The organism is Archangium sp., assembly GCF_036277355.1.
Classification (GTDB): domain Bacteria; phylum Myxococcota; class Myxococcia; order Myxococcales; family Myxococcaceae; genus Archangium.
In genome coordinates, this window is sequence record NZ_DASUNC010000148.1 from 31,110 (window position 1) to 56,417 (window position 25,308).

At 70.5% G+C, this 25,308-nt stretch carries 13 protein-coding genes; 7 read left to right on the forward strand and 6 right to left on the reverse strand.

Annotated elements, in window-relative coordinates; all coding sequences use genetic code 11:
* Window positions 1-236: 236 nt before the first annotated feature.
* Window positions 237-1,118, reverse strand: a complete 882-nt coding sequence (locus VFZ09_RS36675; RefSeq protein ID WP_329732418.1) for an MliC family protein — start codon at window positions 1,116-1,118, stop codon at window positions 237-239.
* 88 nt (window positions 1,119-1,206) lie between these two features.
* The gene (locus VFZ09_RS36680; protein ID WP_329732419.1) at window positions 1,207-1,737 is read right to left on the reverse strand and encodes a M12 family metallopeptidase; all 531 of its coding nucleotides are present in this window, start codon (window positions 1,735-1,737) and stop codon (window positions 1,207-1,209) included.
* A gap of 82 nt (window positions 1,738-1,819) precedes the next feature.
* Between VFZ09_RS36680 and VFZ09_RS36685 the strand changes: the two genes are divergently transcribed.
* Both VFZ09_RS36685 and VFZ09_RS36690 read left to right on the forward strand, forming a co-directional pair.
* Window positions 1,820-2,515, forward strand: coding sequence for a hypothetical protein (locus VFZ09_RS36685; protein WP_329732420.1), 696 nt, complete (start codon window positions 1,820-1,822; stop codon window positions 2,513-2,515).
* Between the two features lie 54 nt (window positions 2,516-2,569).
* Window positions 2,570-3,742: an FAD-dependent monooxygenase gene (locus VFZ09_RS36690; protein ID WP_329732421.1), complete on the forward strand. Its 1,173-nt coding sequence runs from the start codon at window positions 2,570-2,572 to the stop codon at window positions 3,740-3,742.
* Between the two features lie 21 nt (window positions 3,743-3,763).
* Here VFZ09_RS36690 and VFZ09_RS36695 read toward each other — a convergent pair whose 3' ends face one another.
* Window positions 3,764-4,039, reverse strand: a complete 276-nt coding sequence (locus tag VFZ09_RS36695) for a hypothetical protein (protein WP_329732422.1) — start codon at window positions 4,037-4,039, stop codon at window positions 3,764-3,766.
* Between the two features lie 698 nt (window positions 4,040-4,737).
* Between VFZ09_RS36695 and VFZ09_RS36700 the strand changes: the two genes are divergently transcribed.
* Window positions 4,738-6,054 carry a vWA domain-containing protein gene (locus tag VFZ09_RS36700; RefSeq protein ID WP_329732423.1) on the forward strand — a complete coding sequence of 439 codons (1,317 nt, stop codon included), beginning with the start codon at window positions 4,738-4,740 and terminating at the stop codon, window positions 6,052-6,054.
* Between the two features lie 12 nt (window positions 6,055-6,066).
* On the opposite strand, the gene VFZ09_RS36705 is transcribed toward VFZ09_RS36700, so the two are convergent.
* A complete protein-coding gene (locus tag VFZ09_RS36705) occupies window positions 6,067-11,436 on the reverse strand; it encodes a trifunctional serine/threonine-protein kinase/ATP-binding protein/sensor histidine kinase (RefSeq protein ID WP_329732424.1) in 5,370 nt (1,789 codons plus the stop codon).
* 303 nt (window positions 11,437-11,739) lie between these two features.
* Here VFZ09_RS36705 and VFZ09_RS36710 point away from each other — a divergent pair, with 303 nt between their 5' ends.
* The 3 genes from VFZ09_RS36710 to VFZ09_RS36720 all read left to right on the forward strand — a co-directional run bounded on the left by VFZ09_RS36710 (window position 11,740) and on the right by VFZ09_RS36720 (window position 14,458).
* Window positions 11,740-13,335 carry a M20/M25/M40 family metallo-hydrolase gene (locus VFZ09_RS36710; RefSeq protein ID WP_329732425.1) on the forward strand — a complete coding sequence of 532 codons (1,596 nt, stop codon included), beginning with the start codon at window positions 11,740-11,742 and terminating at the stop codon, window positions 13,333-13,335.
* A gap of 63 nt (window positions 13,336-13,398) precedes the next feature.
* The gene (gene rpiA / locus VFZ09_RS36715) at window positions 13,399-14,106 is read left to right on the forward strand and encodes a ribose-5-phosphate isomerase RpiA (protein ID WP_329732426.1); all 708 of its coding nucleotides are present in this window, start codon (window positions 13,399-13,401) and stop codon (window positions 14,104-14,106) included.
* An 82-nt stretch (window positions 14,107-14,188) separates the two neighbouring features.
* The gene (locus VFZ09_RS36720; RefSeq protein ID WP_329732427.1) at window positions 14,189-14,458 is read left to right on the forward strand and encodes a GlsB/YeaQ/YmgE family stress response membrane protein; all 270 of its coding nucleotides are present in this window, start codon (window positions 14,189-14,191) and stop codon (window positions 14,456-14,458) included.
* A 59-nt stretch (window positions 14,459-14,517) separates the two neighbouring features.
* Here VFZ09_RS36720 and VFZ09_RS36725 read toward each other — a convergent pair whose 3' ends face one another.
* The gene (locus VFZ09_RS36725) at window positions 14,518-17,016 is read right to left on the reverse strand and encodes a PAS domain S-box protein (RefSeq protein ID WP_329732428.1); all 2,499 of its coding nucleotides are present in this window, start codon (window positions 17,014-17,016) and stop codon (window positions 14,518-14,520) included.
* 268 nt (window positions 17,017-17,284) lie between these two features.
* A complete protein-coding gene (locus VFZ09_RS36730) occupies window positions 17,285-20,158 on the reverse strand; it encodes a PAS domain S-box protein (protein WP_329732429.1) in 2,874 nt (957 codons plus the stop codon).
* Window positions 20,159-20,399: 241 nt separating this feature from the next.
* Here VFZ09_RS36730 and VFZ09_RS36735 point away from each other — a divergent pair, with 241 nt between their 5' ends.
* A complete protein-coding gene (locus VFZ09_RS36735) occupies window positions 20,400-25,301 on the forward strand; it encodes a hypothetical protein (protein WP_329732430.1) in 4,902 nt (1,633 codons plus the stop codon).
* Window positions 25,302-25,308 lie beyond the last annotated feature (7 nt).

Genomic DNA, 25,308 nt, shown 5'->3' on the forward strand with positions numbered 1-25,308 from the left:
TGGGGGGGATGCGTCAGACCCGGATGGGAAGAAAGCGGCTCCCATGACCCATCCCGCCCCGGCTCCCATTCGCGTCGGAACCATCCTGCGAGAGACCTACGAGCTCATCTCGGAGCTCGGGAAGGGAGGCATGGGCTCGGTCTTCCTGGCCCAGCACCTCGGGTCCGCCAGTACTGGGCGCCCCATGGCCTCAGCCTCTGAGGTGGCCCGAGCACATGTGCGCGCGGTCGGCGCACTCAGGGGGTCCCTCGGGTCTCGGGCGCGCCCAGCCCTCTCGTCTCGGGTGAGAGCTCGATCCGGAAGATGTGCCAGCGGCGTTGCTCTTCCGTCGAACCGGGGACGTCGTTGATGCGCCGGAGCGTGACGGTTCCCGATTGGTGGAGCTCGTTCCCGGCCTTGAACCGCCCGTAGATGACCACCGGGACCTGGACATAGACCGAGCCCGCAGCGCCCTCGGGCCGGCCAGGCGCGCCGACCTGGGCGTGGTAGCTGGCGTAGCGGTCGAAGTCGGCGGCGAACCCGGCTTCCGTGCGTTGGCTGGCCTTTCCGTCATCCGACCAGAGCCGCCAGGCGTCGCCGTACTTCCCGGCCTCGAGCAGCGCGAAATAGGTCTGCACCACATCGCCCGCGGCCTGTGGGCTCTTCGGTCCCGTGGGTGCTTCCGACAGTGGGGTGCGATCGTCCGGCAGTCCGCCGGGCGCCCCGGGAGGTGGCGGCGAGACGGGGGCGTCGACGGAGACCCGGCACACCACGCCCGGATCGCTGGCGAGCTCTTCACCGGGCTTCAGCTGGCTCAGGGTGGCGTGGGTGCCCCGGGTCCACCACTGCAGGCCCGGGCCCGTGTAGCGCGCACCGCTCGCGGCTCGCGCGGCCTTCAGTGGATGGGTCCGGCCGTTGCGCTCCACCACCGCGGTGCCGGCGCCCGGGTAGTCCGCCCGGAGCGTCTCGCCATTCTCGCAGACGTAGGTCCAGATGCCGGGCCCGGGGTTCACGGGCGCCGCCGCGGCAGGCGCTGGCGACGATGGAACGGTCTGGGACTCCGGTGCGTGCTGACAGCCCGCGAGCATCAACACCAGCGCGGCCGGGGCGATCCTGTTCGAGGTGCTTCGGGTTGGCATTCTGCTGGTCACGATTCACCTCCACGCTTCATGTCTGTCATCAACGACTCGGCGATGGCCCGCGACCGTTGCTACCACGGGCACTCCGTCAGTGGCACTGATACAGCTTGTTGATCTTCTTGACGTCCAGAGCCGTCAGGCCTGCCTTGCGAGGGGGCGCCATGAGCTGCACGCCTGCTTGTCTGGGCACGAGGGTGGGAGTGGGGGGCTCATTGACAGAACGGTAGGTGCCTTCCACATGCATGATGGATGCATGGTCATAGGGAAGGTCTTGCGTCGTGCACTGCTGGCACACGTTGAAGTCGCGCGAGTAGTCGGGGTGGACGTTCCGGAGATTGATTTTGACATACGGGTCGCGATCGGGCCGTTGGCGCTCATCGTAGAAGCCCAGGGCGTGCATGAGCTCGTGCATGGCGATGCCGGTGTTCCCACAGGCGAGCCCGAGGCTGAACTCCGGCGTGTCGGTGGGCGCGCATCCGGCCGGGGAATCCGGCCACCAGCACCACGGTCCGCAGGGCCTGGAAGCTCCCCGGCCGGCGCGGGAGAGCGTCATGCGAAAAATCAGGCCGTGACGTTTCGGATGGAGCTGGCGAGGCGCTCGGGTGCAATCGATGAGCATGAAAGCCTCGCCAGGATGGGATTTCATGTGTACACGAAGCGTCCGCTGCCTTTCACCCGTTGTCCGTCTGATTGGATGAACCATGACCTCGCGTAGAGGATTCGATGTTCAGAGCCGTGCACTGATCGCGGCCGCATTCCTGGCCCTCTGGCCCGCGGTGGGCTCCGCGGCGACCCGCCTGCTGATCACCTCCGTGTATCCGGAGCCCTCCACGGGACGGCTCCATGTGTATGGCGAGGGTTTCGGGGCGACGGCCCCTTCCGCCGTCTTCGCGGGGCTGCCCGTCTCGGTGGTGTTCTCTTCGGAGACGACGCTGACCCTCGCCATTCCGTTTGGACTGCTCAACATCCCGGGGACCTATCTCGTCAGCGTCTCGCGTGGGTCCCTGCCGGAGGAGAACTCCGCGCTGGGTGTGACGGTCGGTCAGCAAGGCCCCAAGGGAGATACCGGTCCAGCCGGGCCCATGGGGCCCGCGGGGCCCGCGGGGCCCGCGGGGCCCAAGGGAGACAAGGGAGACAAGGGCGACACCGGTCCGATGGGCCCGGCCGGAGGCGGCGCGAATTGCGCCTCGCAGTCCTCGACCGGGTGGAGCCATGAAGGTGCTGTCTTCGGCCCCACGGAGCCCACGGGGGGAACCGTGACCGTTCCGGCCCTGGTCGCGAATGAGGTCTTCGTCGAGCGCTACTACGTTACCCGGGGTGGCACCGCCAAGTTTCTCATCCAGTGCCGCAACGGCGTCTCGTACGTCCTGGACGTGTTCGAGTACCGGAACTATTGACGCGGTAACGGGTCTCCGCCGAGGTCCGTTCCCGCTGCACGGGGGGAGGGCCTCATGTCGTCACGCGGAGTCGTCATCATCGGCGGGGGGATGGGCGGGCTGAGTGCCGCCATCGCCCTGCGTCAGGCCGGTCTCGAGGTCGCGGTGTACGAGCGGGCCGAGGCGTACCGGCCCGTGGGCGCCGGGCTGTCACTCTGGTCCAACGCGATGCGGGCCTTCGATGCCCTGGGGCTGGCCGGGAAGGTGGCCGGCGTGGGGGCCTCGTGGCGTGAGACGGTGATGCACCGCTGCGATGGCCAGGTGCTCTCCCGCCTGGCCGTGGAGGAGCTGTGCCGGGAGGTGGGCCAGCCCACGGTGGGGTTGCTCCGCGCGGAGCTCCAGCAGGTGCTGCTGCGGGAGCTCGGGCCGGACGGGGTGCACCTGGGCGCCGCCTGTACGGGCTTCCACGTCGAGGGCGAAGAGGTCCACGTCACCTTCGCCGATGGCCGGCGGGTGACGGGCTCTTGCCTCATCGGCGCGGACGGGCTGCACTCGGTGGTCCGCCAGCGGTTGTTCCCGGAGGTGCGGCCGAAGTACAGCGGCCGGACCTCCTGGCGCGGGGTGGTGGACGTCGCCTCCGAGGTGATTCCCGAAGGGAGCCAGTTCGAGATCTACGGTCCGGGGGCCCGCTTCGGCATCTGTCACCTCGGCCGGAGTCCGGAGGGCACGTGGCGGATGTACTGGTTCCTGCTGGCGCCCGCGCCCGAGGGCGGACAGGACGCGCCGGGAGGCCACCAGGAGGCGGTGCTCGGCCACGTCCGGGGCTGGATGGAGCCCGTCGAGCCGCTGGTCCGTGCCACGGCGGAGTCCCACATCCTTCGCACGGACATCCACTACCTGGAGCCGCTGCCGCGCTGGGGCGAGGGCCCGGTCACGCTGCTGGGTGACTCGGCGCACGCGATGGTGACCGACATGGGCCAGGGGGCCTGCCAGGCCATCGAGGACGCCGTGGTGCTGGCGAAGCTGCTGCGCCAGGACTCCGACCGCGTCCGCGCGCTGCGCGCCTACGAGGCGAGACGCCGGCCTCGCACCGCGCACATCGCCGCGCTGAGCCTGCGCTCGGGATCCATCCGCTACCTGCGCAACCCGGTGGCGCGGTGGGGGAGGGACCTGCTGATGCGGGCCCTGCCTCCCTCCGTGGCGCTCCAGCAGCTTCGTCTCGCGGTGGGCTTCGACTTCCTGGCGTAGTCCCTCCGCTCTTCGCGTGGGCTATTTCGACTGCTCGGCGAGGTACTCGTCCACCTGCGTCTCCAGCTCGCGGGCCGCGGAGGGGGAGACCCGCGAGAGGATCTGCCATTCCAGCTCCAGGTCCCGGACGATCTCCGGACGGACATAGGACATGGGGTCACCGTCGTACGTCATCTGATAGCCCGTCTTCGCATCCGTCTGGGTGGAGCCGGGGTGGGGCGCGGTCCGCCCGATGGTGGTGTAGCTGGCGCGGAACGCGTTCACCACGACGCGGCCGTCCGCGAGCTCCTTGAGCACGACCCAGCAGCAACAGCCCGACCAGCATCCCCCCGGACAGCCAACGCGCGCGGTGCATCCAGTTCTCTCCCGACGTGGATGAAGCGGAATGCGCCTGGAACGCGCGGTCGCGACTCGCATATCGCCCCTCGGGCACCTCTTACTGCTCCACGGCAATTTTCTCCTGTAAGTCTTACCGACTTCGGGACAGGTTCCGCCCTTCATCGAAAGACAAGCGCTTGAAATCACGGGCCTTTGTCCCTGGAGGCCGGCTGGCACGCGGGATGCTCTATGTCCAGGCAAGAAGTCAGCGGGGCAGGGCGGGTGGGGTGGTCGGGCAGGGCGGGGTCGGGTGGGGCTGGGAAGCGTACGACGGGCGGGACGGGGTCGGGGTCGGTCGGGGGCGGCGGGTTGGTGGGGGTGGGGGTGGGGTTGTCGGGGTCGGGAAGAGTTTGACGGGCAGGGCGTTGTCGGGGGCAGCACAGCGGTCCTTCGGGGGCAGTACGGGGAAGTGGGTCGGGGAGGAGCTACGGGGGTGGCTCCTCCCCGATTTTTTTTTCTGGCGCATGAGCCCTGGCCGCTCGGTTTTCCGTGGTGGAAAACCGTGAGCGCCGGGTGCCGCGTCCGGAGTCTCTCCCCGCGCGCGGGCGGTGAATCGCGAGGCAAGGCGCTTGCAGTCGCGCCGCTCCGATTCCTCATCCCCTCACCCGGAGACAGACATGAGACACAAGCCGTTCGCTCTCGGCGCGCTGGTGGCGGCCCTGGCCCTGCTCTCGGCCTGTGGTGCAGCAGGCGACTCTTCGGAAAATGGCTCGGGCGGTGGTTACTCCAGCCCGCCTGATGAGTCACCCCGGAGCGGTGGCGACTCGGGAGACGTGGCGGTGCCGGGAGGCTCGGGCTCCCCGGAGCCGGGCCAGGGCGGCTCCACCCCGTCCCCCGGGCAGCTCACCGCCGGAGACTGGGACGACAACCTCAACTTCTCCTTCTTCCAGAAGTACCTCACCGAGGCGCCCCAGGGCATGCCCGCGCACCCCAGCACGGATCGCATCCTCATCACCGTGCGTGACGAGGACGGCATCCCCGTCCCCAATGCGCGCGTCACCGTGGGGGATGCCGCGGGCAAGCGGCTCGAGGCGCCCACGGCCACCGACGGCCGGCTGCTCTTCCTGCCCACGCAGGATGGCGCGCAGGGCACCGGGAGCTTCTCGGTGACGGTGTCGCCTCCGCCCGGCCAGCCGGGCACGCCCGTCACCACCACCGTGGAGGGCACCGCGTGGAACGTCACGCTGCCGGGCGCGCGCGGCGTGCTGCCCACCGAGCTGGACGTGGCCTTCGTGGTGGATGCCACCGGCAGCATGGGGGATGAGATCAGCTACCTGAAGGCGGAGATCCAGAACATCGTCGACTCGGTGCGCGGCGCCTACCCGGACGTCTCGGCGCGCTTCGCGCTGGTGATGTACCGCGACGACGGAGACGCGTACGTGGTGCGGCCCTTCGACTTCACCGCGGACGTGGCCGTCTTCCGGCAGCGGCTGTCGGAGCAGTGGGCGGAGGGCGGTGGCGACTACCCCGAGGCCATGGAGCGCGGGCTGGGCGCCATCCACCAGCTCTCGTGGCGCACCGGCAACACCGCGCGCCTCACCTTCCTGGTGGCGGACGCGCCGACGCACGTGCAGAACTACCAGGCCTTCCTGCGCGAGGCCAACCGCGCCCGCCTCTCCGGCATCAAGGTGTACCCGGTCGCGGCGAGCGGCGTGGCCGACGAGGCCGAGTACCTGATGCGCGTCGCCGCCCAGCTCACCCTGGGCCGCTACATCTTCCTCACGAATGACTCGGGCATCGGCGACTCGCACGCGGAGCCGCACATCCCCTGCTACCAGGTGCAGCTCCTCAAGCACCTGCTGGTGCGCGCCATCGGCTCCGAGCTGGCGGGACGGCGGCTGCCCGCCTCGGGGACGGAGATCCTCCGCTCCGTGGGCAACCCCGCGCAGGATGGCTCCTGCACGCGCGCGGATGGGACGGTGACGTACCTCTGAGCCACGGGGACGTCAGCTCCGGAGCCGGGGACGGGCGAGCTCACCGGGAAGCACGACGGTGAACTCGGCGTACTGCCCCTCCTCGGACTCCACGCGCAGCTTGCCGCCGAGCGTGACGACGATGATGTCGTGGCTGAGGGACAGGCCCAGCCCGGTGCCCTCGCCGGTGGGCTTGGTGGTGAAGAAGGGGGTGAAGAGTTTGTTGCGCACCGAGGCGGGGATGCCGTTGCCGTTGTCGCGCACGCGGATCTCCACCTCGTTGCCCGTCCAGTGGGTGGAGACCTTCAAGCGGGGCTGACCGTCCGTGTCGCGGTCCGCCTTCTGCTGGGCGGCGTAGCAGGCGTTGTCCAGCAGGTTGAGGATGACGCGGCTGAGGTCCTCGGGCACCAGGTGGCAGGGGGGCACGGTGTCGTCGAAGGCCACGTCGAAGGCCACGTGGCGCGGAGGGCGCCGGGCCCTCAACCCATGGTCCACGAGGCGCACGGCGTCCTCCACCAGCTGGTTGATGGAGATGGCCCGGCGCTCGCCCCGGTTGTTGCGCGCGTGGCGCAGCATGCCGTTGATGATGCCGCTGGCGCGCTGCTGGTGCTCACACACCTTGGTGAGGTTCTGCTCCAGCTCCTGGAGAAGGGAGCCGGGGTCCTCGTGCTTCTGCACCGACTCGCGCAGCTCCTGGAGCAGCTCCAGGGAGAGCTCGGAGAAGTTCTTCACGAAGTTGAGGGGATTCTTCAGCTCGTGGGCGATGCCGGCGGTGAGCGAGCCGAGGGAGGCGAGCTTCTCCTGGGTGATGATTTGGGCCTGCATGGCGCGCAGGCTCTCCAGGGCGCCCTGGAGCTCGGCGTTCTTGGAGTGGAGCTGCTCGGTGCGCTCCTGGACGCGGTGCTCGAGGGTGCGGTGGGACTTCTCGAGCTTGCGGTAGAGGCCGGCGTTCTCCAGGGAGATGGCGGCCTGGGCCAGGAGCATGCCCACGGCCTTGAGGCGGTTGGAGTTGAAGGCGCCCGCGGTGAGGTTGTTCTCCAGGTAGACGAGGCCGAGCAGCTGCTTGCGGTGGAGGATGGGGACGCAGAGGACGGAGCGGACGTGGTGGAGGGAGACGTAGGGCTCGGAGCGGAAGGGCTCCTGGGAGGAGGCATCGTCGAGGAGCAGGTGGGTGCCGGTGGAGAGCACCAGCTCGGCGATGGTGTGGCAGAGCGCGCCGCTCTGGGCCATGCGCTCGACGGGGAGCAGGGGAGCGCTGCCGTGGCCCAGCTCGCCGGAGGCCTCGACGAAGAAGTCCTCCTCGCGCTGGAGGACGAGGACGCCGCGCTGGGCGCCGGTGCTCTCCATGAGGATGTCGATGAGGTTGGCGGCGAGCTGGGGGAAGTGCAGCTCGCTGGAGATGGCCTGGGAGGCCTTCATCACCGAGGAGACGTCGAGCACCTCGGCCAGTGAGTCCGTGCTGGACAGGTCGGGGTTGGACGGGAGCTCCGAGAGGCCCGCCTGCTGGAGCTTGTGGTCCCAGGCCCGGAGGCTGGAGCTGTAGGCATGGAGGAGGTGGGCCTGCTCGGCGGCGAGGAGGTGCACCTTGCCGGCCGCGCCCCAGCGCTCGTAGGCGTTGAGGGCTTCCACCAGGTAGGCGGAGGCGAGGGGAAGACGGTTGAGCTCCGCCTGGAAGCGGCAGGCCTGCTCACAGGCAATGGCCTCCACGCTGGTGAAGCCGCTGGCGCGCGCGGCGGCGATGGCTTCCTCGTAGCGGGTGTGGGCCTCGACGTGCTGCCCCTTCACGCGGGCGAGCTCCGCGCGGACCAGCAGGTGGTAGGGCGAGAAGTTCTCCTGCGCGCGCTGGGCGCACTTCTCCAGGTACGCCCGCTGCTGCTCCAGGGCCGCCAGCAGCTCCTGCTTCCGGTCCTCGCTGGCACCCGGGTACACCGCCGCCGCGCTCAGCGCCGAATAGAAGGCGTGCGTGGTCAGCAGGAAGGCCCCGGGCATGGCGCGCATGTAGACCGCGCCTTCCCGCGCCAGGGCGAGCGCCTCCTCGTGCTGGCGGAACAGGTACCGCTGCTCCAGCTGCACCTGGGAGATATAGGCCATGGCGGCGGCCCCGAGCCGGGTGGGGAGGGGCTCCCGCGAGGACTCCTCCTCCGGGGCCCCGGTGAGCTGCAGCAACGCCCGCCGGAAGGTCCGGAGCACCTGGAGGTTGGAGGTGTCCTTCTGGGCGGAGATCTGCTCGATGAAGCGCTGGTTCTCCGCCAGCACCTCCTGGAGCGACTCTCCCAGGGCGAGCCGCCGCCAGGACAGGAAGGTGAAGCAATGTCCCGCGTGCTGCCAGTCCCCACTCTCCAGGAGGACCTTGTAGGCCTGCGCGAGCTGGGGGATGCCGGTGCGCGCGCTCTTCGTCCAGTGCTCGATGTAGCCCGCGTGGATGTAGAGGGCACGGGCCTGCTGCATCGGATCCTTCAGGCGCGTGGCGAGCTCGTGGGCGAGCAGGCTGAAGCGCCGGCCGGTGGCGGGGTCGTCGCGGAGCGTCGAGACGACGAAGCCATAGGCGGCGTAGCCATAGGGCGAGAAGCGGCTGTTGCCGTGCTCCAGGCTCAGCCGCACCTGCCGGAGCGTCAGCAGGACGAGCAGCCGCTGGGAGACGAAGTAGGAGGCGATGACGATGGCGCCCAGCAACTCGGCGGCGAGCTTCGCGGTGGGATCGCTCATCGCGGGCAGGTCGAGCAACGACTCGATGTGCCGGCCTTCCAGCGCCGTCTCCACCCGCCGCAGCTCCACGGCCAGGGTGGCGTCCTCGGGCTCGGAGGGGATGTCGATTCCGAGCAGGCGCAAACCCTCGAGGCCGAGCTCCAGGGACTCGGCATGCCGGTCGTTGAGGGTGCTCAGGATGGCTTGCAGGCAGAGGACACTGGCGCGTTGGGCCGGGGTGCGCGCCTGGGCGAGCAGGGCGGAGAAGCCGGAGGCCGCCGCTTCGATTTCCCCCGTGAGATAGAGGGACTCGGCGAGCTCCTTCCGCAGCGCGAAGGTCCGCTCGTGCTCCTGCTCGAGGTCGGCGGGAGGGATGAGTCCGGCACCGGTCCGGAAGAGCTCACAGGCGGTGCGGTAGGCGCCCGAGCTCTTCGCCCGGCGTCCCGCCGCGAGGTGGAGGTCGGCCAGCTCCAGCCGCAGCGCGTCCGGGCCGATGCGCTCGGGCGCGTGGCCCAGGTGCGGCAGGATGGTGAACATCCGCTCGTCGAGCGTCTTCGTGGCGCGGGCGTCCTCGTACAGACGCAGGCCCACCTCCAGGTGCCGCGCGGTGCGCTCGTTCTCGGGGACGAACGAGTAGGCGGCCTGCCGGACGCGGTCGTGCTGGAAGCGGAAGGAGACGTCCAGCTCCGTGGGATCCACCGCGCCGCCCTGGGGGTCCAACAGCACGTAGTCCTTGCCGAGCGGGAGCACGAGCCTGCGCTCGATGGCCGTCCAGAGGGCGCGTGCCGTCTCCGCCGCCGAGGCTCCATGGGCCACCATGAGATCATGGAAGCCGAACGTCACGCCCAGGAACGCCGCGGATTGGAGCAGGGCGCGGGTGTCCTCGGGCAGCCGCTGGCTCTCGGCCACCATGAGCGCGGCCAGGTCTTCCGGGAGCCCCTGGGACTCGATGCGGGCGAGGTCCCACTCCCAGCGGCGGCTGCGCGGGTCGAAGCGCAACAGGTCGCGCTCGTGCAGGAAGCGGAGGAACGTCTTGACGGAGAAGGGGTTGCCGCCCGTCCAGGCGTGGATGAGGCGGGCCAGCTCCAGCGCGCGCTCGGCTTCCACGGAGGTGCTCTCGCACACCATCCGGGCGACCTCCTTGAGACCGAGCGGCGCCAGGTGGAGCTGCTCCCAGGGAGTGCCGGTGGCGCGCAGTTCGTCGAGCGCGAGGGAGAGCGGATGCTCCGGGGAGACCTCCGCATCGCGGTAGGTGCCCACGAGCAGCAGGTGCTGGGAGGACGTATCCCGGGCGAGGCTCCGCAGCAGCGTGAGCGTGGCGGTGTCGGCCCACTGGAGGTCATCCAGGAAGAGCGCGAGTGGATGCTCGGGTGTGGCGAAGGCTTGCAGCGTGCGTGCGAGCACGAGGTTGAGGCGGTTCCTGGACTCGGAGGAGGAGAGCGGGAGGGACGGAGGTTGTTCGCCCACCAGGGCGCGGGTGTCGGGAACGGCCTCGACGAGGGCGGAGAGGTTCGCCCCGAGCACCTCCTGGAGCCGCTCGCGCATGAGGGCCGTCTCCGCCTCGCCCGCCCCGAGCGTCTGCCGCACCAGGTCCTGCAGGGCCTGCTGGACGGCATCGAAGGGCTCGCTGTGGAGGAGCTGGTCGCACTTGCCCATGGCCACGCGCCCGCGGCTGGCGGCCGTCACGCGGTACAGCTCGTTGACGAGCGAGGACTTGCCGATGCCCGCCGGGCCGGAGATGAGCAGCAACTGGCCCCGGCCGGCGGCGGCGCGCGCATACATCCGGGTGAGCAGGGCCACGTCCGCGTCGCGCCCATGCAGTCCCTGGGGCGGGCGGTACTGGTGGGGCTGGTCCGCCAGGCCCAGGGGAGAGGACGGCGGCGAGCCGCCCTCGCGCAGCTGGCGCTGGCACTGCTCGAGGTCGGCGATGAGGCCCCAGGTGCTCTGGTAGCGCTCCTCGGGCGCCTTGGACAGCAGCTTGAGGATGATGGCCGCGACGCGCTCGGGCACCTCGGGGTTGAGCTCTCGGGGCGAGGGCGGCACCTGGGCCACGTGCGCGTGCAGCAACTCCAGGGGCGAGTGGGTGATGAAGAGGCGGCGGTCGGTGAGCAGCTCGAAGAAGGTGGCGCCCAGGGCGTAGAAGTCCGCGCGGGAGTCCACGCCCCGGTTCATGCGTCCGGTCTGCTCGGGCGCCATGTAGGCCAGCGTGCCCGTCAGGTGCGTGGGCAGCTCGGGAGTCACGGCCTCCAGCGACAGCCCCACCGAGAGCGAGAAGTCGGTGATCTTCAGCTCGCCGGTGGTGGGGTTGACGATGATGTTGTGGGGCTTGATGTCCTTGTGGATGACGCCGTGCTGGTGGATGTGCCCCAGGGCCGCGCTGATGCGCACGGCGAAGTCCAGGAAGGTGCTCACCTCCAGGGGCCCGCGCTCGTCCAGCAGGTGGCGCAGGGAGATGCCGCCAAAGTCCTCCAGGACGAGCGCGGCCCGGTCGGGGAACTCCTCCAGGCCCAGGACGCGGAGGATGCCGTCACCCTCGACACGGCGGGCGATGGCGTACTCGCGGCGCAGCTCCAGGGTGCGGCGGCGGTCGAGATAGTCGCTGGTGGTGAGCTTGAGGATGACCGGGCACTGGTCCCTGAGCCGCGTGGCGCGGAAGAGGGTGGAGCGCTGGCTGGAGTGGAGTTGCTCGTGAAGGGTGTACCCCGCCCGGTGTGCCACGGCTGCTCCTTCGAGGTTCAGCGGCTGTCCAGTCGCTGGAAGGCCACGCCCCGAGGGCATGGTCATCCACCCTCTTACCTCCGCGAGTGCTCGGCCGCTGTGGCCTGGATCACACCCCCCGGGAGGACGGCGTCACAAGGACACGGCTGACAGCTCAACGGCCTCGGCGGCACCCCAGAACCACTCCACGCGGGCGCGGGGTGCACCCGCGCGAGTCGCCGGAAATGATCCGCCCGGCCGGGTGTTGGGGGCCGCGCCGTTTTTTCCGTGCCCGGGCTCCTCCGGGCCGAAAGCGAGTCCTCCATGCGCCGTTCTCCTCGTACTCCGCTCCTCGCCGCGCTCGCCCTCATCGCCTCCGCCGCCCAGGCCGAAGCACCCGCTCCGACCGGGGCGAGCTGGTGGAAGCACGTGGAGTTCCTCGCCAGCGACTCGCTGGAAGGCCGCGACACGGGCAGCGAGGGCTATCGCAAGGCCGCGGCCTATGTCACCGAGCAGCTCTCGGCCGCCGGAGTGAAGCCCGGAGCCGGCGAGAGCTACCTCCAGGAGGTGGCGTTGGTGTCGCGCCGGCTGGTGGAGGAGCGCTCGCGCCTGTCCCTGGTGCGCGGGGGCAAGGAGACGCGGCTGACGCTCGGCAAGGAGGCCATCATCTCCTCCCGCACGGGCGAGGCGGGCTCCGTCGATGCCCCCCTGGTGTTCGTGGGCTACGGCCTCACCATCCCCGAGGCCGGTCACGAGGACCTCGCGGGCGTGGACCTCCAGGGGAAGATCGCCGTCGTCCTCCAGGGAGGCCCCGAGAAGGTCTCGGGCGCGCTGCGAGCCCACCACGGCTCCACGAGCGAGCGGGTGAAGGCGCTGAAGCAGGCGGGGGCGGTGGGAATCGTCATGCTGCAGAACCCCAAGCTGGTGGAGGTCCCCTGGGAGCGGGCCGCCGGGGCGCGCAAGCAGCCCGCGATGATGTTCGCCGACCCCGCCCTCAACGATGACCAGGGGCTGAAGCTGAGCGTCGTCGTCAACATGGCCCACGCGCAGAAGCTGTTCGCGGGCGCGCCGCACACCTATGACGCGCTGGTCGCGCTGGCGAACGCGGACAAGCCCCTGCCGAAGTTCGAGCTGCCCTCGCGCCTGAAGGCCGAGGTCGCCTTCGAGACCTCCCCGGTCCAGGCCGCCAACGTGGTGGGCATCCTGCCCGGGAGCGATCCGAAGCTCGCGAGCGAGTACGTGGTCATCTCCGCGCACCTGGACCACGTGGGCATCGGCGAGCCGGTGAGGGGGGACCGCATCTACAACGGCGCCATGGACAACGCCTCGGGCGTGGCGGCGGTGCTCGAGGTGGCGCGGGCGCTCCAGGCCTCGCCGGAGAAGCCGAAGCGCTCGGTGCTCTTCGCGCTGGTGATGGGCGAGGAGAAGGGCCTGCTGGGCGCGAAGTACTTCGCGGCCCGTCCCACCGTGCCGGCGGCGGGGCTGCTGGCGGACCTCAACATGGACATGTTCCTGCCGCTCGTGCCCTTCACCCACGTGGTGGCGTACGGCCAGGAGGAGTCCACGCTCGGCGCGTCACTCGAGCAGGTGGCGGCGGCCCACGGGGTGACGGTGCTGCCGGACCCGCAGCCCAACCGCATGGGCTTCGTGCGCAGCGACCAGTACGCCTTCATCCGCGAGGGCGTGCCCGCGCTGGCCTTCAAGTTCGGCGCCGTGCCGGGCTCCCCCGAGGAGAAGACGCTGCGCGGCTGGTACTCCGAGCGCTACCACGCGCCCTCGGATGACCTGGCCCAGCCGGTGGACAAGGAGGGCGCGGCGAAGTTCGTCCGGCTGCTCGCCGGCCTCGCCCGCACCGTGGCCAACGCCCCTGAGCGCCCCCACTGGAACGACACCAGCTTCTTCCGCCGCTTCGCGAAATAGCCCCACCCACCCCGCCACGTTGCTGGACACGGGCGCGGTGCAGATCTGAAGGGAGTGTCCGCCATGTCCACGACCGGAGAGGGAGACGTCGCCCGCTACAAGCGCCAGGCCGCCGAGCGGGCGGTGGAGTCCATCCAACCGGGCATGGTGGTGGGGCTCGGCTCGGGCAGCACCGCGGCCTTCGTGGTGCACCGGCTGGCGGCCCTGCGCGCCGAGGGGAATCTGACGGACGTGGTGGGCGTGCCCACGTCGGTGGGGACGGAGGAACTGGCGCGCGCGTCGGGGGTGCCCCTCACCACGTTGGAGGAGCACCCGGTGCTGGACCTCACCATCGACGGGGCGGACGAGGTGGATCCGGCGCTGCGGCTCATCAAGGGCGGGGGAGGGGCGCTGCTGCGCGAGAAGATCGTCGCCCAGGCGAGCCGGCGGGTCCTCATCGTGGTGGACGCGGGCAAGCTGTCGCCCCGGCTGGGGACGCGCTGGCCGGTGCCGGTGGAGGTGCTGCCCTTCGGCTGGCGCTCGCAGGCGCTCTTCCTGGAGGGGCTCGGCGCGCGCATCACCCCGCGGCGGGGGCGGGACGGGGCGCTCTCCCGGACGGACCAGGGCAACTTCATCCTCGACTGCGCGTTCGGTCCCCTCGAGCAGCCGGAGCAGCTGGCCACGCGGCTGGAGGCCCGGGCCGGCATCGTGGGGCATGGCCTGTTCATCGGCCTGACCTCCGAGCTGGTGGTGGCCGGTCCCTCGGGGGTGGAGCATCGCCGGCCGAAGTGACGCTCTCCTGGCTGCCTGTCCCCTCGGCTCCGCGTGCTCGGGTGCTTACTTGTAGGGGGACTCGCACTCGAGGGTACTTCTCATGACCATCGAAACACTCGTCATCTGGCTTGTCGTCGGCCTCATCGCGGGCTGGTTGGCCTCGGCGGTGGTGGGCGGCGGTTACGGCATCGTGGGAGACATCGTCGTCGGCATCGTCGGCGCGTTCATCGGTGGCTGGCTCTTCCGGGCACTTGGCATCGGCGCACCCGGAAGCGGCATCGTGTCCACCATCATCGTCGCCTTCGTGGGAGCGTGTGTCCTGCTCCTGCTGCTCAGGGCGATCCACCGCACGCGCTACCGCGCGACATGAGGTGAATGCTGGGGGAGAGGGGGCCCGAGCCTCACAGGGGCTCGGGCATCCCCACCCGCTCACGCCCTGACGCTCGGGCGGCGCGAGGCCCCACCCAGCTCCGGGCCTCCGAGCTTCAGCGGGTTGACGTCGGGGAACACGGGCAGCTCGACGAAGAACGCGGAGCCCCGGCCCGGGCCCTCGCTCTCCACCCAGATGCGGCCGCCGTGGGCCTCCACGATCTGCCGGCTGATGAAGAGCCCCAGGCCCAGCCCCGACACGTCGCTCGCGGAGATGGCCCGCTCGAAGCGGTTGAAGATGCGCTCCTGGCTCTCCTTCGCGATGCCGAGCCCCTGGTCCTCCACGCTCAACAGCACGCGTCCTTCCCGCGGCCGCAGCTTTACGGCCACCGGCTGGTGATTGCCATAGCGCATGGCGTTCGTGAGCAGGTTGGTCACCACCTGCTCGATGCGGAAGCGGTCCCACTCCACCTCGAGCCGCTCCGGGGCCTCCAGCGTGGCGGGGGTGCGTGCCTCGGCCAGATGCGGACCCAGGCGCTCCATCACCTCGCGGACGAGCTCGACGGCATCCACCGGGACCGGCTCGAGGCCGAGGCGTCCCGTCCGGATGCGCGCGATGTCGAGCATGTCGCCGACCAGCCGCGTGAGCCGCGCGAGCTGTTGGTTCGACTGCTCCACGAGCCTGCTCACCCGCTCCGGCTCATAGGCGGCGGCGTCCCCCCGCTCGATGCGGCGCTGGGTCATCTGCATCTGCAGCTTCAGCGACGTGAGCGGCGTCCTCAGCTCATGGCTCGCGATGGAGAGGAACTCGTCGCGCGAGCGCAGGGCCTCCTTGAGCTGCTCCTCGGCCTCGAGCTGCGCGGTGATGTCCGTGTTGGTGCCGAACCAGCGGCGCACCTGGCCCGAGCCGTCCCGGATGGGGTGGGCGCGCGAGAGGAACCAGCGGTACTCCCCCGTGCTGCTGCGCAGCGGGAAGGTGTCTTCCCACACCTCGCCCGAGGCGATGTGCCGCACGAAGCGCTCGGTGACCCGCTGCACGTGGTCCGGGTGGTGCACCTTCTGCCAGCCCCAGCCCTGCATCTCCTCGTGCGTCGTGCCCGTGTAGTCGAACCAGCGCTGGTTGTACCAGAAGATGGAGCCCGTCTCGTCCGTCATCCAGGCGAGCTGCGAGATGTTGTCGGCGAGGGCCTCGAAGCGCTCCTTGCTCTCGCGCAGGGCGGCTTCGGTGCGGTGGCGCTCGGTCAGGTCCAGCATGGAGCCGATCATGCGGATGGCCTTGCCGGAGGCGTCGCGGCCGATGTGTCCGCGATCCAGGAAGGCGGCGTAGGAGCCGTCGCTCCTGCGGAAGCGGTACTCGTCGCTCCAGGAGTCCTGGCCCCCGTCGATCGCCGCGTGGATGCCGGAGACCACCCGGCCGCGGTCCTCGGGGTGGATGCGGCCGTACCAGCCCTCGATGGTGGGGCCGAGCTCCTCCCGCGTGCAGCCGAAATGCGCGCGCACCGCCTCGTTCCATTCGAGCCGGTTCGTGGTGAGATCCCAATCCCAGATGACGTCGTTGGTGGCGCGGCTGACGAGCCGGTGCCGCTCCTCGTTCCTCCGGACGGCCGCCTCGGCCTGGACGCGGTCGGTGATGTCCATCTGCGCGACCACGGCGCCGAGGATTCTTCCCGCCTCGTCCCGTACGGGCGCGGCGGAGTTGAGGATGGTGCGGCGTGTCCCCGGTGCGTCGAAGGGCTCGAGCTCCACGAGGTCGCCCGGGACGAGCTCCCCGCCCAGGGCCCGGGCCATGGCCCACTCACCCGGCTCCAGGCGGCGCCCATGCCGCTCCGAGCCGTCGGCCCACCAGCCCTTCCACTCGCGGTACTCGTCCACGCTCGTGGAAGCGGGGGCGGGCCCCCACAGCCGCGCATTGGCGGAGTTCATCCGGACGAGCTTGCCGTTCGCGTCCGCGACGATGATGCCGGTGGGCACCGCCTCGAGCACGGCGTCCAGCAGGCGGCTCTCGGCCTCGGCCCTGGCGGCGGCCTGGTGCGCGCGGGCCTCGCTCTGGCGGAGGGCCTCCTCTGTGTGCTTCCGCTCGATAACGGCCTCGAGCTGCGCCCGGCTGTTTCCGGTGGGATCGTCTCGATGGGCGTCCCGCGCCGTCCGCCAGGGGGTGAAGCGCTCGATGGCGTCCTCGATGGCGTGGGTGAGCGCCCGGGCATTCAGCGAGCTGCTCTCGAGGACCTCCATGGCGCCGGCCCGCAGTGCCGCTCGCCGGGTGTCGCGCCCGTCCACCGGGCCGGCCGGGAAGAGGACGACCGGGCAGGGGGGAACAGGACGCTCCGCCCGGAGCGCGGCCAGCACCTCCAGCGCATCCAGGCCAGGCGGCTCATGGGCGAGGAGCAGGCAGTCAGGCGCGAGCCCTCCAGCCTCCAGGGCGTGCACCGCGGCCGTGCTGGTCTCGAGCTCGAGAACCTCGTACCGGCTCCCGGTGTCCTGCTCCAGCAACTGACGAAGCTCGGCGCGAAGCCCGGCATGACGGGCGATGATGAGGAGCTTGCAGGGTTGACCGCTCACGTCGATGGCCTCTCCAGCGATGGCGTCTTCATCCCAGCGTATCTCCTGTGGGCTGACCTCATGACCGGCCGCTCGAAGGCCCCATGGCCGGGCAACGACTCCCTGACCGATGGTGCGCATGATGCCCGGGAGGAGGGCCCGCTTCAGGGCCCTGCGCATGAAACTCCGGAGCGTGCAGTGAACAGCCGCCGCGTGAAAATGGATGCAATCGTCTCGTGCCTGACTTCACTCGCCCCCCTGCCCACCGGCAGGGGGGGAGTCCGCACCGTCAGGAGCGCTTCAGCAGCGTGGCCACCACCCACAGCAGCTCCGCGGGCTCGAGCGGCTTGGCCACGTGCGAGTCGAAGCCCGCCCGCAGCGCCGCGGCCTGGTCCTCCTGACGGGCATAGGCGGTGAGCGCCACGGCGGGCACCCGTCCGCCCTGCTCGGGGGCCCGGGTGCGGATCTCCTGGATGAGCGCGTAGCCATCCATCCCCGGCATGCCGATGTCCGAGATGATCAACTCCGGCGGCTCCCGGTTCAGCAGCTCGAGCGCCTGGGCCGCGCTCTCCGCGCTGGAGACGCGGGCCTTGCCCTCCTGGAGCAGCGTGGCCACCAGCTCGCGCGTGTCCTTCTCGTCCTCCACCACCAGGATGTGGCGCCCGTGGAGCGCCTTCGGGTAGTCGGCGGGGAGCTGGGGCGGGTGCTGGGGAAGGGCGCGGGCCGGCTCGGCCGTGTCCGGGCGGGGGGCCACCAGGGGCAGCAGGACGGTGAAGGTGGCGCCCTGTCCCTTGCCGGCGCTCTGGGCCTCGACCGTGCCGCCGTGCAGCTCCACCAGGTGGCGCACGATGGCCAGTCCCAGCCCCAGTCCGCCGTGGCGGCGCGTGGAGGAGGCATCCGCCTGGGTGAAGCGCTCGAAGAGGTGGGGCAGGAAGCCCGGGGCGATTCCGTCTCCGGTGTCGCGCACCTGGATCTCCACGTGCGCGGGCCGCCACGAGAGCGACACCGACACGCTGCCCTCCTGGGGCGTGAACTTCACCGCGTTGGACAGCAGGTTCCACACCACCTGCTGCAGCCGGTCCGGGTCCCCCTGCACGGAGACCGTCTGCGGCACCAGCGACACCTGGAGCTGGATGCCTCGCGCCTCGGCGGCCGGGCGCACCACGTCCACCGCGCTCTCGATGACCTTCTCCAGGTGCGTCGGGCGCACGTCCAGCCGCAGCCGGCCGCTGACGATCCGGTTGACGTCCAGCAGATCCTCCACGAGCTGTGTCTGGGCCCGCGCGTTGCGCTCGATCGTCTCCAGGGCGCGCTCGCGCTTGTCCTGGGGCAGCTGCCGCGTGCGGAGGATCTGCACCCAGCCGAGGATGGCCGTCAGGGGTGTGCGCAGCTCGTGCGAGAGCACCCCGAGGAACTCGTCCTTGAGGCGGCTGGCCTGCTCGGCGCGCTGGCGCTCCGCCTCGGCCGCCTCGTACAGGCGCGCGCGCTCCAGGGCCTGGCCACACTGCTGCGCGAGCATCTGCAGGAACTGCAGCTCCTCGGGGACGCAGATGCGCGGGTCGGGGTAGCTCAGCACGAGCGCGCCCACGGACTGTCCATGCACCCACATGGGGAACACCGCCACCGCATGGTCCCGCTCGGAGGCCCGCAGGGTGACGATCTCCGGGTAATTCGCCTGCATGTCCGCGGTGGAGCGCAGCCAGATCTCCCGGCCCGTGCGCACCGCGTCGACGACGGGGTTGTTCGCCGCGGGAGTCAGGTCGCGCACGTGACGGACGAAGCGCTCCGGGTACCCCACGTCATGGAGGCTCTCGAGCGAGCCATCCGCGCGCTGGCGGTAGACGGCTCCGGCCTCGGCGCCCATGCCGCCCACGGCCACGGACAGCACCGTCCGGGCCACGTCGGCCTGGGTGAGGGCCTGGGACAGGGCGGAGGTGACCACCTGCAAGCGCGCGGCGTGCTCCTCGGCCTGCCGGGCCTCGGTGATGTTGTCGAAGACCATCACCGCGGCGATGGTCCGGCTGCGCTCGTCGCGGATGGGGGCGCAGTTGACCTTGATGAAGCGGTTGTCCTTGTCCGGGCGGCGCAGCCACAGCACCTCGCCGCGCACCACCTCGCCGTGCAGCACGCTGCGCGCCAGCGGCAGCTCCTCGGGCGGGTACGGGGTGCCATCCAGGCGGTGCTGGTGGTAGGCCGCGTAGCCCCGCACGTCCGGCGACTGGATGAGCTCGTGGCCCCAGATGGCCTCCGCCTGGGCGTTGGCGTACGTCAGCTCGCCATGGGGCCCCGCGAGCAGGAAGCCCGAGGGCATCTGCTCGAGGATGGCCGACAGCAGCCGCTCGTTCGTCTCCAGCTCCGCCATCAGCCGGTCGCGCTCGGCCTCGGCGTTCTTCCGCTCGGAGATGTCCGTGTTGGTGCCCACCCACTCGCGCACTTCGCCGTCCAGGTTGAACATGGGCACGGCGCGCGACATGACCCAGCGCCAGCTCCCGTTGGCGTGCTTGAGGCGGTACTCGCGGGCGAACGGCGTCTTCGTGGTGACGGCGTTCCTCCAGGCCTCGCGGGCGGCCGGCGCATCCTCGGGGTGGATGGCCTCCAGCCACGAGGTTCCATCCAGCCACTGCTCGAGCGTGAGGCCCGTGAAGGCCCGCCAGGTGGGTGCGTCCTCCACGGGCAGGCCCTGGGCGTTGGTGGTCCAGATGGCCGACGCCGACGTCTGCACCAGCGAGCGGAACCGCTCCTCGCTCTCGTTGAGCGCCTCCGCGGTGTGCTCGGCGCTGGCGTGCCCGGTGATGTCCTCGCCCAGGAAGAGCCACTCCACGGTCCGGCCCGACTCGTCCTTCACGGGCAGTGCCCGCGCCTGGACGTCGCGCCAGACGTCATCCTCGCGGCGCACGCGGAAGGTGAGCTCCCCTCCCGTGGAGTTGCCGGGCCCGAGCAGCTCGCCCTCCGGGTCCAACGGACCGCGATCCTCGGGGTGGATGGCGTGCTGCCAGTGCCAGCCCATCATCTGACCGGGGGACTGGCCGGTGAAGGCCGCCCACGAGGGTGAGGCCTCCTGCATCCGTCCCGCCTCGTCCACGACCCAGACGAGCCGGTGGGTATCCGCCAGGAGTGCACGGACGCGGAGGGTGTCACGTGCGGGGAGCGCCAGAGCGAGCATGAACAGGTCTCCAGAAGGGCCCGGCCGCCCATGTCAATCCCCCGGGCCGAGGGAAGTCCTCACCGAGCCGGGCCCATTATGACCTCAATCCGGGCGGATTCGATGCCACGGCACATTTACCCTCACGGTGGGTGTGGGGTGTCAGGGCTCCGGACTCTGCTGGAGGGGGGCGGCCCGACGCTGTCTGGATGCGAGGTGGAAGGGAGTCCGTGGGGGGAGGCCGTCCTCTGGGAGCCTGGATATGCGCATCGATTTCGACGCAGTGGGACGTGCGGGCAAGCGGTGGTTCAACCGTCGCGTGGGACTGGCGGTGGGGCTGGTGGCCGCTGGAGCCGTGGGGCTGCTGGCCCTGCCTGGCCGCACGGGCAGTGTGCCGGTGCCCGGGAAGGCCGCGTGCTGCACGGGCGCGGCCGCGCTGGGTGACACGATGATCAACGCCTCGGGAGGAGGCGACAAGGAGTTCTTCGAGGTGCCCTCGAGCCCGCCGGGCGCCCTCTTCCTGGTGGGCAACAACGCGTCCATGCAGGAGTACGCGCAGTACCTGCCCGAGGTGGGTGACACCTCGAAGCCGGGCTGCTCGGACCCGGCGCTGGTGGACGCGATGAAGTGGTTCGACCGTGGGAGCGCGGATCCAGCGCTGAATGGCTCCATTCCGTTCGACGCGGATCCGGACTTCTCCACGACGCAGACGCACTTCTTCGATCCGGACAAGTACTACCACTCGCGTGGGCGGCGCCTGGCGTGGCAGGTGGAGGAGGGCCCGTACTCGCTGCCGGTGGACATGCGGAGCACGCTGGGCTTCACGGACACGATGAACGTGTGCGGCAACGCCCTGGACTGGAGCGAGCCGTGGGGCTCGCCCGTGTACGCGGAGTGCCAGAAGTGCCTGACGGACAAGGGCTGGTGGCGAGGTCCGCTGGCGAGCACGCCCACGCCTTCCGCGGGCGAGACGCTGCCGGTGGAGGCGCGGCGCAGGTGGGTGCTGAGTGGCCGCGTGCTCAACGTGCGTCCGCCGAAGTTCGTGGTGGCGCGCAAGGTGCTCAAGGACGTGGTCTCCACGGCGGTGGACCTGCGCATGGGCGTGGCCACGTTCGGCCCGGACCACGGCTGGTTCGATCCACCGGTGCTGCTGCGTCCGCTGAAGCCCTCGTGTGACAAGTCCCTGCCGGTGCTGGACGAGACGGCGCTGGGGCGGGCGGAGCTGCGCAAGGCGATCAACTCCATCTCCTTCCGCAACGACGAGCGCTCCATCGGCGAGGCGCTCTTCGGACTGGGCGGGTACTTCTCCTCGCAGAAGGTGGACGGGCGGTGGGCCAGGTGGTTCACCAACCCCATCAGCCCGGGCTGGGGCTGGCCGGGGTGCTGCAATGGCGGCACGGTGGATGACGTGCTCACGGGCAAGGACGGCAAGCCGTGGGGCGCGCAGTCGCCGGACGAGTGGCTCAAGGACACGCAGCCGTGGGAGGGCACGGGTACGGATCGCTCCGTGTGCTCGGCCTGCCAGGCCAGCTCCATCATCGTGCTGGCGGATGGCGCGCCCCGGTACGACAACACGGTGCCCATCACGAAGATGATGGAGGTGCTGAAGGCGCGGGGCGCGAAGCACGCGGACGGCACGCCGCTCACGTTCGACCCGAGCAGCCCGGAGACGAACCCGGCGCCGGGTGGGGTGAACTACTGCGACGAGTTCGGCGCGACGAAGGAGGACTGCGACTACGCGAACTGGCCCACGGGGCTGGCGAAGACGAACAAGAACTTCATGGACGACGTGGCCTTCTTCCTGGCCAACGCGGACCTGCGCGACGACCTCGACGGGGACCAGTCGGTGCGCACGTACACGATTGGTTACGGCGACAACAGCCCGATGCTCCAGAGCATCGCGAAGGCGGGCAAGGGCCGGTTCTTCCGCGCGAACAACGCGGGAGAGCTGCGCGATGCGCTCATGGCCGCGCTCGGGGACGTGAAGGAGGTCTCCACGGCGTTCTCGTCCGCGAGTGTCGCGAGCGTGCAGGCGGGAGGCTCGCAGTCCTCGTACGTGCCGCGCTTCACGCCGCGCCGGGGCCGTCCCTACGAGGGCCACCTCTACCGCTTCTTCTTCTTCAGCGAGTTCTCGCAGGGCTGCCAGCTGTCGCTGGCCCGGAGCCCGCTGGGAGACCCGCGCGATCTCAATGGAGACAAGGACTGCGACGACTCCTTCTTCCTCGACAAGCCGGCGGGCTTCACGCCCGCGCCGGGCGCGGTGGTGGACCCCGCGAGCTTCACGCGCGCCAACATCGTCCAGGAGAACACCGAGGGCGTCTGGGTGAAGGTGCGGACGGCTTCGCTCTCCAGCGATGGCCGTCTGGTGGGAGGCACGCCGGCCCAGCCCTTCTGGGATCTGGCGGAGACGCTCGGCCAGCGGAGCGCGAGTGCGCCGTGCGACCCGGCGGATCCGCTCAACCCCACGGGAGGCCGCTGCCTCTTCACGCTCGTGGACCGTGACAAGGATGGCCGCTTCACGGCGGCGGACAACCCGCCCATGCCCTTCGACGTGGCCCATCGCGCCGAGCTGGAGGAGTACCTGCTGTCGGCGGGGGACGGCTTCTGCGCCGTGGCCTTCGCGAAGATGAAGAAGGCCTGGACGGGCACGCCCGCGGAGCGGACCGGGTGCGTGGAGTCGCTCATCCGCTTCGTGCGCGGCGTGGACGTGTTCGACTACGACGGGGACCTGCTCACGGGCGAGGACCGGCCGTGCTCGGGCAGCACGTCGCGCTCGTGCAAGCTCGCGGACATCTTCCACTCCACGCCGGTGACGGTGGAGCCGCCCATCGAGCCCTTCCTGTGCTCGCTGGGGCTGAGTGGCCAGTGTCTGTCCACGCTCTACGACGACTTCACGGCCTCGGTGTCGTCCGAGACGTCGTGCGCCACGCCGTCCGCGGGCACGCCCTGCTACGCGGCCACGCCGATGGATCCACCGCGCGGCTCCAGCGCGAGCCGGTTCGGTTCCTATGACGTGTTCCGCAAGACGAACGCGAAGCGCGAGCGCATCGTGCTGGTGGGCTCCAACGGCGGCATGCTGCACGCCGTGCACGCGGGCACGGCGCTCGCGCGGGACAAGACGAGCGCCGTGGATGACGTGCACGACCTGGGCACGGGCCAGGAGCTGTGGGGCTTCATCCCGCCGGACCTGCTGCCCAAGCTGGGGCTGATGATGAACGGTCACGAGTACTTCGTGGACGGCACGGCCATGGTGCGCGACGTCTGGACGGACGGCTCGGCGGGCGCCACGGGCAACGGCGTGAAGGAGGCGGGCGAGTTCCACACGCTCGCCATCCTCACCGAGCGCTCGGGGGGCCAGCGCTTCGCGGCGTTGGACCTGACGAACCCGCGCGAGATGTTGAAGCCGGACGGCAAGCCCTTCCGGTGGATGTTCCCCAACGCGTGCGAGCCGGAGTCGGCCATGGTGGGCCAGTCGTGGACGAACTTCGCGCCCAAGCCGCCGCCCATCGGCCCGGTGCGGCTCGCGAAGAGCAATGCGCGCGGTTGGGAGGAGCGCTGGGTGGCGGTGCTCAACGGCGGGTACAGCACGGACCTGTCGCGCGGCCGCGGTGTGTACATGCTGGATGCGTGGACGGGTGACACGCTGTGGTCCGCGGAGGCGCGGCCCGGTGTGGCCTCGCCGGATGCGTACACGACGGAGGTGCTCAACCGGATGCTGCCCATCGCGGCGGCACCCGCGCTGGTGGACATCGGTGACGCGGAGAGCGTGCAGATGGACCTGGATGGTTTCTTCGACACGCTCGTCGCAGGTGACATGGGAGGCCAGGTGTGGACGTTCCGTTTCCATGCGCCGGGCGTGCTCGGGAGCGATGGCCGGGTGAACAACTGGTTCGGCGCGCGCTCGCTGGAGATGGCGCGTGGTGGCAAGGACTTCGAGAAGCAGCCGTTCTTCCACATCGCCTCCACCGTGCGTCAGCCGGAGACGGGCTGGCTGCGTGCCTTCCTGGGCACGGGAGACCGGCAGCACCTGCGCTCCAAGGAGGGGACCAACTGCGGCCCGGATGATCTGCTGGCCTGCGTGCGGATGAAGTGCGACGTGGAGGCGGAGCTCACCGCGGACATCAACGGTCTGCTGCGCACGTCCGTCATCGAGTACGACAACGGGGTGCTGGTGAAGAACACGGGAGCGCTCACGGGCTCGGTGGCGCCGGTGTGCTCGTCCGCGCGCATGGAGCTCACGGGGCTGCGCATCCGGTGTGACAAGAGCACGGCGCTGGGCAGCGGCTCCTACTACTTCCCCGCGGCGGGAGCTTCTGCGCCCGCGAGCACGGATGCCGAGTGCGCGAAGGCGGGCGGTGAGTGGTCGTGCACGCTGGCCACGCTTCCCACGGACTCGCACGGGGACCTGAACCTGGGCGCGGACGCGGACAAGGTGCCGCACAACCGCTACTTCGGCTTCCACGCGTACGGCGGCTGGCAGCGCCACTTCGAGAGCGCCACCGAGGCCGTCGCGTTCGACCAGAAGCGCGTGACGGACACCGCCTTCGCGTGCGGCGCGGGTGTCGCCTGCTCGCTGGTGGATGTCACCCTTCCGGACAGCGCCTACGCGACGTACGTGCACCCGGAGCTGGGGCCTCAGCGCTACGTCCCCACGAGCACGCTCGCGTCGCTCCCGCGGGGCACGATGGAGGGGCCGGGCTGGTTCCTCCGGTATGGCGGCCTGCAGGAGAAGACGGCGGCGGGCTCGGCCGTGCTGGGTGGCATCGTGTTCTGGCCGAGCTTCTCGCCTCCCGCGTCGGCCACCGTCTCCGCTTGCAAGCTGTCGGGGGGCGGGGACATCAGCCGCTCGTGGCAGGCGGACGTCATCACCGGGATGCCGGACCAGGCGGAGGGCTACCGGGTGACGGACAAGGACGGCAGGCTGCTCGGGTACATGCCCGCCAAGACGCTGGATGCGTTCGCGCCGCCTCCGGAGCCGGCGGCGGTCGTCTCCGTGTCCTCGACGGGCGGCATCCGCTACGAGGTGGTGATGCCGGGCGTGGGACAGGCTCCCGTGAGCGAGACGCTGCGGGAGCGCAAGAACACCACGCCGGACATCTCCTGGCTCGAGGTGCCTCGCAACCTGCACGCGTGCCGGCACGCGGACACCCGCTTCTGTCCGTGAGGCGAGG

Bases quoted from the DNA above. Each gene is read 5' to 3' on its own strand.
- VFZ09_RS36675 (WP_329732418.1), bottom strand. From the start codon at position 1,118: ATGCCAACCCGAAGCACCTCGAACAGGATCGCCCCGGCCGCGCTGGTG.
- VFZ09_RS36680 (WP_329732419.1), bottom strand. From the start codon at position 1,737: ATGCTCATCGATTGCACCCGAGCGCCTCGCCAGCTCCATCCGAAACGT.
- VFZ09_RS36685 (WP_329732420.1), top strand. From the start codon at position 1,820: ATGACCTCGCGTAGAGGATTCGATGTTCAGAGCCGTGCACTGATCGCG.
- VFZ09_RS36690 (WP_329732421.1), top strand. From the start codon at position 2,570: ATGTCGTCACGCGGAGTCGTCATCATCGGCGGGGGGATGGGCGGGCTG.
- VFZ09_RS36700 (WP_329732423.1), top strand. From the start codon at position 4,738: ATGAGACACAAGCCGTTCGCTCTCGGCGCGCTGGTGGCGGCCCTGGCC.
- VFZ09_RS36710 (WP_329732425.1), top strand. From the start codon at position 11,740: ATGCGCCGTTCTCCTCGTACTCCGCTCCTCGCCGCGCTCGCCCTCATC.
- rpiA (WP_329732426.1), top strand. From the start codon at position 13,399: ATGTCCACGACCGGAGAGGGAGACGTCGCCCGCTACAAGCGCCAGGCC.
- VFZ09_RS36720 (WP_329732427.1), top strand. From the start codon at position 14,189: ATGACCATCGAAACACTCGTCATCTGGCTTGTCGTCGGCCTCATCGCG.
- VFZ09_RS36730 (WP_329732429.1), bottom strand. From the start codon at position 20,158: ATGCTCGCTCTGGCGCTCCCCGCACGTGACACCCTCCGCGTCCGTGCA.
- VFZ09_RS36735 (WP_329732430.1), top strand. From the start codon at position 20,400: ATGCGCATCGATTTCGACGCAGTGGGACGTGCGGGCAAGCGGTGGTTC.